The organism is Polyangium jinanense, assembly GCF_028435365.1.
This window is the reverse complement of sequence record NZ_JAGTJJ010000017.1, coordinates 149,209-161,071: the sequence shown is the minus strand read 5'-3', so window position 1 is coordinate 161,071 and position 11,863 is coordinate 149,209. Positions and strand designations below refer to the sequence as shown.

The following is an 11,863-nucleotide window of genomic DNA, read 5'->3' as shown; positions in this document are numbered from 1 at the left end:
ACGGATTGCTCGACCCCGGTTGCTTCATGGATGACGCCGCCCCCACGCCCCGGATACCCTGTCCGATGGAGGGCTCGTGTCATGAAGATCGAGAATCTCGTGTTCGAGGGTGGGGGCATGAAGGGGATCGCGTATGCCGGCGCGATCGGGGAACTCGAGCGGCGTGGTGTGCTCGGGGGCGTCACGCAGGTCGCGGGCGCGTCGGCGGGCGCGATCACGGCGGCGCTTCTCGCGGTTGGCGTCGACGCCGCGGAGCTCGAAAAGATCCTGCGGGAGACCGACTTCACCAAATTCATGGACGGCAAGGGCTGGGTCTTCGGGGGCGCCTCGCGCCTTTTCGAGGCCTACGGCGTCCACCCGGGCAAGACCGCCGAGGACTGGCTGCGCAATCAGATCGCGCACCTCACCGAGCGCCTCACCGGTCGCGCTCAGCCCGACCTCACCTTCGCGGAGCTTTCGGCCCTCGCCACGGCATACCCTGGCCGCGCTCGCAACCTTTACGTCGTCACGACGAATCTCTCGCAGCGCATCGCCGAGGTCTTTTCAGCCGCCTCGCGCCCCGACGTCCCCGTGTACAAGGCCGTGCGCATGTCGATGAGCATTCCGCTCTTCTTCGAGGCGTACCCCTTCCATGGTGACCTCTACGTCGACGGCGGTGTCTCGTGGAATTACCCGATCGATCTTTTCGACGGCGTCCACAAGACCCCGGTCCTCGGCGCCGATCCGCACGCCCCGGCGGTGCAGCCGGCGACGCTCGGCTTTTGCCTGGGGACGAAGGCGGAGAACGATGCCTCCCTCGACGATTGGAGGCTTCCGCGCATGGACATCAAAGATTTCGAGACCTACGCCAAGGCGCTGACCTCGTTCATCATCTCCTCGTCGACGCTCTTGCACCTCGACGAAGCAGCGCTCGCGCGGACGATCTTCATCGACGACGCGGGCGTGGCCACGACCGAATTCAAGCTCTCGAAGGAGATGCAGGACAAGCTCGTGGCCAATGGCGCGGCCGCGGCGAAGGAATGGTTCGAGCGGGGGTAGGCGGGAAACCGAGGCTCGGCTTGGGGTACGCTCAGAGCTGCTCGGGCCAGAGCCTCGACGTGTGCAGGATTCGCAGGATCTGGATCTGCTCTCGTTCGGGCACGACGCGATAAGCGACGATGTAGTGCGTGCCTTCGACGACGAGCTCCCGTGTCCCGGGGCGTCGACCGCGACGCCCCATTTCCGGGTGGTCCTTGAGGAGCTCGATCTTGTCGAGAATCGAGGTGCCGATTTTCACGGCGGCTCGACGGTTGTCCGTGCCGATGTGGACGATGAGGTCGTCCAGGTCGAGCTTGGCCAGCCGCGTGAGCGTCAGCCGGAGCTTCATCGCTTCGGGGAGAGGGCGGACATCTTCTTGTGCATGTCCGCTCGGACTTCCTCGAAATCGAGGAGCTCGCCTGCGTCGGCCTCGGCGATGCCAGCGTCGATGGCGGCGAGCTGGCGGTCGTTCTCGTCGATGAAGTCGCGCAGGACGGCGCCTGCGAGCTCGGAGACGCTGCGGCCTGCGGCCTGGGCGATCCGTTCCAGACGCTCACGAAGCTCCGGATCGAGGGCCAGCGGCAAGGGCAACACGTGCGTGCTCATGGAACTGGAGGATACCAGCCTCGTCGCGCGGTTTCCAGCGCGTCGTTTGGCGCCCTACTCCGCCTCGTCCGTCGCTGCCACCGGCCTCTCGGCTCCTTCGCTCGGCACCGCCTTCCAGAACCGCGGCACGCGCGCGAAAATGCCCGGTCTTGCCCAGGCGAGCACCCCCGTCCCTGCCAGCACCACCACCAACAGCGCGAGCGGCAAAAGCACCCGCGCCCCCATTCTGCGTGAAACCGGCACCAGCGGCGCCGGCGCGAGCTCCGCCGGCTCCTTGCGTACTTGCGGCAGCCATTCCGGGCTCTTGCCTTCCGGCCGCGCCGGGATCCGGATCGCCGGCAGGACCTCCGGCGCGTAGGGCGTCGGCGCGAGCCCCGCGAGCTCCTTCAAGCTCGACGCCGTCGCCCGGAACAACGCCTCCTCGCCGCCTTCCGGCAATGCGAATCGCGTCAGCAGCTCGTCCACGCGGTCCGGCCCCACCTTCGCGGGCGCCGCCACGAAGGCCGCCTCCGCGGGTGCCTCTTCCACGACCGCCGCCGCCGGCTCCTCCGCCACCGCAGGCTCCACCGCCACCGGCTTCACGGACACCGAAGGCGCCACCCATACCGGATCCACCACCGACGCGGGCGGCTCCGTCGCTGGATGCTCGAGCGCTTCCACGATGCCCGAGAATCCCGACAGCGACAGCGCTTCCACGCCCTTTTCCACGGCCGGTGACGGTAGCGGCGTGAGCACCTCGAACTCGAAGCTCCGCAATTCCTCGGCCGAAGGCGGCACCTCCGACGGCACCGCATGCACCACGGCCGCCGCCTCCTCCACCCGCGCCTCCTCCACCCGCGAAGGCGGCGCCGCGACAGGCCGCGCCGATCCCGGCGGTGGCGCCTCTGGCCGCATCCCGAGCCCGACCGGCCAGGGCCACGTCGACTCGTGGGTCACGCGTGTCCCGGCGTCCTTCACGGACACCGGCGCCGCCGCGGGCGACGCCTCGGCCGGCGGCAAGAGCTCGACCGCCGCTTCCCGCGCGGAAAGCAACGTCGACTCCGCCACCGCGGGCACGACCGGCACCTGCGCCTGCGCCGCAACCGGCTCCGACGCTGGCAACACCGCCGCCGCGGGGCTCGACTTCTCGCTCTCGGCCGGCGCTTCCAGCAGGGCGAGATCGACGCTGCAGAGCGGCGTCGCGTCGGTCGTCTCGATCGACATCGGATCCTGGAGCGTCGGCGTCGCCTCGCGCAGCGGCCCCGAGGGCGGCGCGGTGAACAGCAGATCCGGCGGCAGGGAAGGGATGGCCGCGACCGAAACGACCTTGTCCACCACGGTCACGGACGCGGGAGCGGCCACGCGCGCGGAGACGGGAGCGGGCGCGGGCGCGGCAGCGGCCACGGGAGCGGGTGCCGGCGCCGCCACCACCACCGGAGCCTGCACCGGAGCCGCCACCACCACCGGCGCCGGCAGCGGCGCCGGCTCCACCACGAGCCCTGCCTCCACCGCGCGCGCCGTCTCCCTGGCCAACCTCGCCAGCGTCCGCTTCGCCGCACCCCGATTCAGCGGCACCAGCGCCGCCTCGATCTCCGCCGCCACCACGCCCGGACCTCGCTCGGCGGCCTGCGCCCTTGCCCTCGCCACCGCGGAAAGCCCCGGCGCTCCGCCTGCCGTCACCGCGAGGAGCCGCCCGAGCAACTCCCGCAGCCCGCGCGCGGCTTCCGCGCCGGACAGCACCTCGCCTTGCCGGTTCACGGCCACCACGCCTTCGGCCGACAGCGTCACGGCGGCGGGGTCCACCCGGATCGGCAGATTCCCGAGCGCGTCGCACAGCGAAAGCACGAGGTAGCCCGCGCTCTCCGGCACCATCGCCGCGGCCCGCGCGGATGCGGCCCCGAGGACCTCCGAAAGCGTCACGTTCGCCCGATTCACGACCCACCTCTCCTCGGTTCGCCTTGCCGCACCGCCACCCCGCGTCCCGCCAGGTACGCCTTCGCCTCCGCCACCGAGTACGTCCCGTCGTGGAAGATCGACGCGCAGAGCGCCGCGTCCGCCCCTCCCACGACGAGCCCCTCGTACAGATGCTCGAGCGTCCCCACGCCCCCCGACGCGATCACCGGCACGCTCACCGCGTCCGCCACGGCCCGCGTCAGCGCGAGGTCGTAGCCAGCCTTCGTCCCGTCCCGGTCCATGCTCGTCAGCAGGATCTCTCCCGCCCCGAGCCCCGTGATCCGCTTCGACCACTCGATCACGTCGAGCCCCGTCTCCCGCCGCCCCCCGTGCGTCACGACGGTCCACCGGGCCGGCTCCTCCGTCCCGACCCGCCTCGCATCGATCGCCACCACGATCGCCTGCGCGCCCCACCGCGCCGCCGCCCGCTCCACGAGCTCCGGTTCGCGCACCGCGGCCGTGTTGATCGCGATCTTATCGGCGCCCGCGTCGAGCAACGCCTCGATGTCGCGCTCGCTCCCCACGCCGCCGCCCACGGTGAGCGGCACGAAGATCTGATCGGCCGCCGCGCGCACCATGTCGAGCAGCGTCCCGCGTTTCTCGTGTGAGGCCGTGATGTCGAGGAAGGTGATCTCGTCGGCGCCGGCCTCGTCGTAGCGCCGGGCGGCCTCGACGGGATCGCCCGCGTCCCTGAGCCCGACGAACTGGACGCCCTTGACGACGCGTCCGTCCTTCACGTCGAGGCACGGGATGATGCGCTTGGCCAGCACACAGCGCGCTTAGCGCCAGGCGCCGCGATGGGCCAACTTCCCTTCAGCCGTCGGCCGGCAACGTATCGTCGTTCATCGGGTCCGGCGCGCTCTTCTCGCCCGCATACCGCCGCTCCGCCCGCTCGGACGCACGCAGGACCGGCCTCCGGATCGCCTCGATGTACTCGGCCGGCGCCTCCGACAGCTCCAGGTTCGATAGGACCTGCGACACCACCCGGAGCCAAAAGCTGCGCGCGGCCTGTGGCGACAGCACGCCCTCGGGCGTCGCCGCCTCCTTCGCGAGCAGCTCCGTCCGCGCGTTCTCGAGCTCGGCCAGGCGCGCGCCGGTCGCGATCCACGCGTCCACCACGTCCTTCAGCGTATGCGGGGGCGCGCCCGCCGGGATCTCCGTGAGGAAGTCGCTCATCCAGGGCTCCTCCTCCCGCACGAGCCGCGCGACCCGCGCCGTGTTGCCCGACTCCGCGAGCAGCGACGCGTTCACGATCGCCAGGCCCGTCGGGAACAACTTGCGCGAGATGTCCCGGGCCCGCGCCGCGCGCGCGAAGTCGGGCGGATGCCCCGCGAGGTAGAGCTCAGCGCGCGCGTCGAGCGAGAGCGAGATGGCGCGGGCGAGGTGATCGTGCCGCGCGTCGACGAGCGTCTCCTCTTCGAGGATCGAGGCGAGCGCAGTCGGCGTGGCCTTGGTCTGCGGGATGCTGATCACGGCCTCGTAGGCCTTCAGCACCTTGCCATGCAGCGGCGCGATCTCCGGGATGGAGAGGAACACGCTCTTGCGCTTCGACTCGTCCACCCAGGGCGCGATGATCGCCACCATCTCGTCGATGTTGAGGTGCTTCAGCAAAGTCAGCCTCCTGCCGTTAAGAACGCGCCCATGGTTTCGCGCGCCGCGAGGGGGCTGTCAACAGCGGAGATGTTGCGGAAGCGGGGGCGGAAGTGGAAGCGGGGGCGGAAGCGAAGCGGCTCGGGCTCCTGGTCTGCGTCTGCTTCAAGGCGGCGAATGGCCGCATCGTAGACCTTTCGTCCAACACACCGATTCGCTCGTTGCATAAATTTCCCCAGTGTTATTGGTGACCGGCCACCTTCGTCTCCGCAGGAGTGTCCTCGATGAACCGTGAAGACTCGCCCTTCGAGCTCGTTCGTCACCCGCTGAAGATTCGCCGTTTGGTCGTCACCCGCGTCCGCGATCTCTCGCCACGTATGCGTCGCATCACGCTCGGCGGTCCCGAACTCGAGGGCTTCATATCCCTGGCACCCGAGGACCACGTGAAGCTCTTGTTCCCCGCCGAGGGACAGTCCGAGCCTGCACTGCCCGTCATCGACGAGCGCGGCGAAATAAAGCCGCCACCGGGCGCACGTCCGATCGCGCGCGACTACACCATCAGGGCAAGGCACGCGGACACCATCGACGTCGACTTCCTGTTGCACGGGCATGGCGTCGCCTCCTCCTGGGCGGCACGCGCGACCCCAGGCGACGTGCTGGGCCTCGCCGGGCCGCGCGGCTCGCGCCTGCTCCGGCTGCAACCAGCCTGGCAGCTCTTCGTCGGCGACGAGACGGCGTTGCCGGAGATGGTACGTCGTCTCGAGGAGACACCGGCGACCGTGCACAATTTCGTGGTGGCGCTGGTCGAGGACACGAAAGACCAGGTCGCATGGCCCGAGCTTGTCCAGCCAGGCGTGGAGACCCGCTGGGTGCACCGTGCGGACGCGGGCGGAGCGGGCGACGTAGCAAAGCAGCTCGTGGACATCGTGCGCGCAGCCGAGCTTCCCGATGCGAGCAATGGATTCGCCTGGCTCGCCGGTGAGGCCTCCGAGACCGCCGCAGTGATGCGCATGCTCGTGCGCGAGCAAGGCTGGGCGCGCGCACGAATCCACGCCTCAGGGCACTGGAAGCGCGGCGTGGTCGCGCACGATCACCACGAGCCGCTGAGCTGACGTCTCTTTTTGGGGCCGCCGCCGCGCCGGGGCGCCGCCCCGGACCCCGCGGGGGCTGTTCGCCCCTCGACCCGAACCAGCGCAAGCGCTGGACTCGTGGTCGATGAACTGCGCGATGCGCAGTTCATCGAACGGGCCGGTGGCAAGACCAGAGACGGCGTTGCCAATCGCAGCGGCGAAAGGCTGCGCGCGTTCGTTTCGTGCGGTGCCCTTCATAGATATTGACTTTCATTAGCAACTTCATCTACGAGCCTCCGCATGCGCACTGTGGCTCTGGCTCTGGCGACGACGATGCTCGTGGGATGTGGACATGCAGGGAGCTCGCGAGCCGAGCGGCTCGCCCATGGAGTCCCCCGCACCGAGGCCTGGTGCGGCCCGGGCGTTGCTGCCTTCGACTGCGACCGCCGCGCGATCCTCTCGATGGCCGGCAGCTACCGCGTGTCGTTCCACTTCGACGAGACAACGCTCCTCGAGCCGGGCTACCTCCCGCGCCCCTCGAAGGACGTGACCGGCACGGAGGCCGTGGTGGTGGTGAGCGACGAGCCGCGACGCATCGAGCTCCAGCACCTCTTGGTGCTTCCCGCGGGCATGGTGGTGAAGCACTGGCGCCAGGTGTGGGTTTACGAGGCGCCTGATCACTTCCGGTTCCTCGGCGCGCAGCGGTTCGACCGGCGCACGCGCAGCGAGCAGGAACGCGCAGGCACGTGGACCCAGCTCGTCTACGAAGTCAACGATGCGCCACGTTATGCCGGCAGCGGCACCTGGGTGCATCAGAAGAGCTCGTCGACCTGGACCTCGGAGACGACGCTGCGCCCGCTCCCGCGCCGCGAGTATTCCAAGCGCAAAGACTACGATCTGATTGTCGCCGAGAACCGGCACACCATCACGCCGCTGGGCTGGACCCACGAGCAGGACAACACCAAGGTCATCCGCCGCGACGGTGTCGAGCGCCCGCTGGTTCGGGAATTCGGCTTCAACGAGTACACCCGCATCGACGATCCGCTCAGCGCGGCTCAGCGCTACTGGAAGGAGACCGCCGCGTTCTGGGCCGCGGTGCGCGCCCGCTGGGAAACGCACCTCGCGCACGGAGAGCTGTCTCTGGCCTACCCCGTCCACGAAGAGAAGCTGCTCATCGACGTGCTCAAGCGCGCCGAGGCGTTTCGCAGCACGCCCGATCTCGCGGAGGCCGAGCGCTGGCTCGATACGCACTTTGCAAAAATGGTGCGCGCCGAGCCCGCCGCGGTCAGCGACGCTCGCTAGAGGCCGAGTCAGGGCGGCCCCCCTCGTCAACGGTCTCCGCAGATGAGCGGAGGGGCGCATCATTTCCCGACGCAATGAAGCAAGCCCAGTAATACGGATGCGCGAGATCAGGGTGGCCTAGCATTTCGAGCTGGGCTCGACGCAAGGCTTCTACGCGCCCCTCCCCCGCAAGCAACTTGTCGTAATAAGCCTCCATCAATTCACACGTCGCCGCATCATCCACGCTCCATAGACTCATGACCTGCGTCTCCGCGCCGGCAATGCTGAGGGCTCGACGCAATCCATAGACACCTTCACCGCTGGCGATTTCACCCAGGCCCGTTTTGCACGCCGACAATATCACGAGCTTCGTCCCCAGCAGGTCGAGTTGCGAAACCTCGAACGCCGTCAGAATGCCGAGCGCCTGATTCTCGTGCCCGCGATTTGCACCAGCGAGCGCGATGCCCGAACGCAAGAGCGGGTTGTCCACGTTCGATTTGAAATGCGTGGGGCGATCAAAACCGAACAAACCCTCATCGAATGGCGAGGGCGCTTCCTGCGTCGATGGGCCCTGCAGAAAAAAGCCATGCGTCGCAATGTGGAGCAGCTTTGGCCCGGCTACCTTCATCAAGGCGCCTTTGGTGGCCGCCTCTCCCATCAGCAACGTGGAACCGTCGATCTTTCGTGCAATCGCGCGACCTTCTTGCGCGGCAAAGCGAAGCGGACGGAAAGACAACCCACGCAGCGCATCACGAGTAGGGTCCCGCGCGACGCTCTCCTGCGCATCCGGAGCAATGGGCGTGATATGTTCGTAATCGGGGGCGGCAATGACGACGGGACCTTGGCGCGATTGGAAGTGGTCCGCAAGGCGTAAGAGATCGCGGCCACTTGCCAAGTAATTTAATTCGTAATTTTCGATGACGTAGCGACCATCTTCATCGATGAGCGCACCAAACGGCACGATGTTCAGCAAGGCATCGGGACTCAAGAGAATCTTACGAATTGGGCCGAGCAAACGCCGGATGGGTTGCATGATGAGAGCATCGAGCGTTCGGGCCGCTGTGCGATGCTCCGCAATGGCAGTGTCGACATCACCGAATTCGCGCGTCGTCGGCGTGGGTCGTCGAAGTGCCGCGAGAAACTCCACGGTCAGCTTGTGAATGGCATCGGATTCGCCGAGGTCCACCCAGGAAATCGCGCCATCGCGAAGTAGCACATAGGCAACATAACGACCGGGTTTGAATTCGTCGGTATCATGAACGACGGGTACATAGAGGAATAGCTCCACGAGCGCTGCACCTTCGGGGATTGCAGCTTGCACTTGCTCAATCGTCACCGGTTGCAGCTCGCCCCGCAGCTCGCCGCACCGATGACTCATGGCGATTTCGAGTTGTTGCCGTTCTTGATCGAGACGCGCGCGGGCCAACAGGTCTTCGACCTTGGGCGGACGGATGGATCCGCGCCACACGAGGGCGAAATGCTCCGCGCAGACGCGCTGCAGGCGCTCGAACAGCTTGCCATCCGCCGTCGTCAAGAATCGGCGCAGCGTGGAGAAGTTGTCGGTCATCGTATCGAGCACTCGACCTTTACGATTTAAAATGGTCCGAAGAGCGAGTTCCTTCGATTGCGAGGCGTTGGGGGCGTCGTGGGCGACAAGTGAAATGGCGTCGTTCGTCGAGCGCCAGAGGAGGTTCATGTGCTTCCGCTTTTGCTCCTCCGACCCGACGGTCAAACGCATCGCAATATGCCGATCTTCTGTGTGCACCGTCCGTGCGAGGTGTTTCACGGCATGTTCCGGCTTGCCCCAGACGATATACATCGTCGCGAGATTGCGGAGAAGAACGGCCACTTGCAGATGCCCCGCCCCGAGTGCTCTTTCGCCAATGGTCAGCGCCTGGAAAAAATATTCCTCGGCCTTCGAAAATTGCTTCTTGTAACTGTAAAGCATGGCGAGGTTGTTCCACGAAATCGCAACGTCGGGGTTGTCTGCTCCAAATGTCTCCACGGTCATGGCCAGCGAGCGCTGAAAAAGTGCCTCCGCAGCATCGAAGTCTTTCTTTCGGCGGAGCAAGAGATCCGCGAGAAGGTTCATGGCGTGCGATACACCGGGATGGCACGCTTCCGTTGTCTTTTCGTTGATGTCGATGACCCGCCGACAAAGACGCTCTACCTCGTCGAAGTCTCCCTTTTGGTTTTGAATGTCAGCCAATACGAGGAGTGAGTCCGTGATGCCCGGATGGCTCATTCCGAATGCTGCTTGTCGTGTGGCAATTGCTCGTCGAGCCAACGAAATGGCATGGTCGTAATGTCCTTCGTTGGTCTTGACGATTGCCATGCGGTCGAGCATGGACGCCACCGCGGGATGATCGCGACCGACCGCTTTCTCCATCGTGGACAGCGCGAGCTCGTAGCGCAACTGGGTCCAGGTGGAATCCATCTGAAATTCGCGCAATACCCCGATCTGGAAGGATAGCTTCGCAACAAGGGCATGGTTTGGTCCCAGCGCTCGTTCGAGGATGGCGAGCGCCTCCCGGCACAGCGATTCGGCTTTGGCTTAATCGTTTTTCAGGAAGTACATTTCCGCAAATCGATCGAGCGCCATCCCAACGCGAGGGTCGTTGGGTCCACACGTCTTTTTCAAGATGTCGATGGCTCTTGCGTAATGTGCTTCGGCTTGGGCGTAGTCTTCCTTTGCGGCATACAGTCTTGCAAGATCCTGGAGCGGAGTGGCCAATGTGAGATGGTGTGGTGACAACAATTTTTCGCCACTGACAATCGCGCGTCGGAGCTCCAGTTCGGCGTTGGGGTAGTCTTTCTTTCGCGCGTACGTCGTTCCCAGGATGTAACTCGATGTCGAAGACAAGTCAGAGGGGCCTCCGAAGCCATTCTCCAGCAATGTGCGTGCGCTTTTTGCGAGAAAAATGGCTGCATCATAATGATCTCGATCACGGAGCTTGGCCGCTTCTGCGTGGAGCAGCTGACCTTCTTCGATGGCCCATCCGAAGCCGCTGCCAATGGGATCTTCCGGGTCCGCACCTCGCGCCATACATTGAATCGCGCGGGCGAGCAATGGTTCTGCGGCCCGATGATCTCCGCGTGATCTGTACCGCCTGGCCAAATGAGTCAGCCACGAGAACATCTCCGGACTGTCCGGTCCCGTTGCTTTTTCAACGAGGAGGATCGCGTGTTGATAGAGCAAATTCGCCCGGTGGTCTGCGTGCTGATTGTCGTAATGATCCGCGGCGTTCTTCAGTGCATACGCCACCTGAAGAGGCTCCGGCCCAAAGGTGTTTTCGAGAATGGATAGGCCAAGCTGGATCATGGGAATGGCGGCGCCTACGTTTCCTGCGGCGGTCAACTTGATGGCCTCATCGTGAAGCGTTTCGAATTCGTTCAGCACGTCTGCATCGAAAAGGATTTCCATGCGTGCATTCCTCGATGATTGCATGCGCCGTCGAACGTGTGCGCCCACGCGCCGCTTGCATCCTCGTAACGCGAGACGACGCGCCCCCCTCGACAATGGATAGCTCGAGGCTAGCACACATCATCCCGGACGTTCGTCGTGGCTCACGCCATGCGGACGTCGCGTGCTCGTTCTGCGACCTCCCGCAAGCGAGCGTGAAGAAGCTGATCAAAGGGCCCAAGGGCATCTTCCTCTGCGACACCTGCGTGGCGGACTGCGCCGCGTTGGTCGAGGGCAATGACCCCCACGACCTCGCGAGATCCTCCTGGGCCGCGCGCGCTGCCCGCGTGCCCGGGGATCTTTCGACAGGCACGTGAGCGCGCTCGTCACCGAGTCGGACGGACGGACGGTCGTGCCTTGGACCACGCGGCCAGCACGACGCGCCTTGCGCGCGTGCGAATCGCCCGATGGCGGCTGCTCGGTGGGTGTTCCACGCGTGCAAGGCGCTCCAAACGACCTGCGCCGCGTGCCTTGCACGCGTTCAACGGACGCCGAGCACGCGGCGCGGGAGCACTTGCGCGCGTCCCAGCGTCGCCCTGACGTGTTCCTATCCGCGCTTGCATCGACGCAGGGGCGCTGCTCACGTCGTCACGGCCCCATTGGCTCCGGCGCACCCCGCGCTGTGCACGTGTCCCGGGCGCCTTCGCGCCGATGCAAGGACGACCGCGCAGGCGTTCGCACTCGATTGACACGACCAGACAGCCGCGCTGCCACTGCGCTCAGCAACACCGTCCCACCGGCCCGTTGGAAGAACTGCGCATCGCGCAGTTCTTCCACCCCGAGTCCAGGGCTTGCCCTGGTTCGGGTCGAGGGGCGAACAGCCCCCGCGGGGCCCGGGGCAGCGCCCCGGCGCGACGGCCCAGGCCAGGGGGGGCTTCCCCTGGCGAGCTTCCACGGTAGTATC

At 66.2% G+C, this 11,863-nt stretch carries 10 protein-coding genes and 1 pseudogene; 4 read left to right on the top strand and 7 right to left on the bottom strand.

Going from position 1 to position 11,863, the window contains the following annotated elements; all coding sequences use genetic code 11:
- The first annotated feature begins 81 nt into the window (after window positions 1-81).
- Window positions 82-1,038: a patatin-like phospholipase family protein gene (locus KEG57_RS26215; protein ID WP_272424585.1), complete on the top strand. Its 957-nt coding sequence runs from the start codon at window positions 82-84 to the stop codon at window positions 1,036-1,038.
- Window positions 1,039-1,069: 31 nt separating this feature from the next.
- Here the strand turns inward: KEG57_RS26215 and KEG57_RS26210 are convergent, their stop codons facing one another.
- Genes KEG57_RS26210 through KEG57_RS26190 form a run of 5 tightly spaced genes read right to left on the bottom strand, consistent with a single transcriptional unit; the run spans window position 1,070 to window position 5,166 of the window.
- Complete coding sequence (locus tag KEG57_RS26210) at window positions 1,070-1,366, bottom strand: type II toxin-antitoxin system RelE/ParE family toxin (protein ID WP_272424587.1); 297 nt, start codon at window positions 1,364-1,366, stop codon at window positions 1,070-1,072.
- Entirely contained in the window at window positions 1,363-1,623 is a 261-nt protein-coding gene (locus tag KEG57_RS26205) for a CopG family ribbon-helix-helix protein (RefSeq protein WP_272424589.1), read from the bottom strand. The genes KEG57_RS26210 and KEG57_RS26205 overlap by 4 nt, the downstream gene beginning before the upstream one ends.
- Window positions 1,624-1,677: 54 nt before the next feature.
- Window positions 1,678-3,537, bottom strand: a complete 1,860-nt coding sequence (locus KEG57_RS26200) for a hypothetical protein (protein ID WP_272424591.1) — start codon at window positions 3,535-3,537, stop codon at window positions 1,678-1,680.
- Window positions 3,534-4,325 (bottom strand): imidazole glycerol phosphate synthase subunit HisF, encoded by a 792-nt coding sequence (gene hisF, locus KEG57_RS26195; protein ID WP_272424593.1) that lies wholly within the window; start codon window positions 4,323-4,325, stop codon window positions 3,534-3,536. The genes KEG57_RS26200 and hisF overlap by 4 nt, the downstream gene beginning before the upstream one ends.
- A 43-nt stretch (window positions 4,326-4,368) precedes the next feature.
- Entirely contained in the window at window positions 4,369-5,166 is a 798-nt protein-coding gene (locus KEG57_RS26190) for a hypothetical protein (RefSeq protein ID WP_272424594.1), read from the bottom strand.
- 263 nt (window positions 5,167-5,429) lie between these two features.
- On the opposite strand from KEG57_RS26190, the gene KEG57_RS26185 reads away from it, so the two are divergent.
- Both KEG57_RS26185 and KEG57_RS26180 read left to right on the top strand, forming a co-directional pair.
- The gene (locus KEG57_RS26185) at window positions 5,430-6,257 is read left to right on the top strand and encodes a siderophore-interacting protein (RefSeq protein WP_272424595.1); all 828 of its coding nucleotides are present in this window, start codon (window positions 5,430-5,432) and stop codon (window positions 6,255-6,257) included.
- 258 nt (window positions 6,258-6,515) lie between these two features.
- Entirely contained in the window at window positions 6,516-7,517 is a 1,002-nt protein-coding gene (locus KEG57_RS26180; protein ID WP_272424597.1) for a DUF6607 family protein, read from the top strand.
- Here the strand turns inward: KEG57_RS26180 and KEG57_RS26175 are convergent.
- Window positions 7,501-9,933: a CHAT domain-containing tetratricopeptide repeat protein gene (locus KEG57_RS26175; RefSeq protein ID WP_272458870.1), complete on the bottom strand. Its 2,433-nt coding sequence runs from the start codon at window positions 9,931-9,933 to the stop codon at window positions 7,501-7,503. The genes KEG57_RS26180 and KEG57_RS26175 overlap by 17 nt on opposite strands.
- A 63-nt stretch (window positions 9,934-9,996) precedes the next feature.
- Window positions 9,997-10,635: pseudogene (locus tag KEG57_RS26170) on the bottom strand (tetratricopeptide repeat protein); the annotation flags it as partial.
- Between the two features lie 299 nt (window positions 10,636-10,934).
- Between KEG57_RS26170 and KEG57_RS26165 the strand changes: the two are divergent.
- Window positions 10,935-11,276, top strand: a complete 342-nt coding sequence (locus KEG57_RS26165; RefSeq protein WP_308215642.1) for a ClpX C4-type zinc finger protein — start codon at window positions 10,935-10,937, stop codon at window positions 11,274-11,276.
- Window positions 11,277-11,863 lie beyond the last annotated feature (587 nt).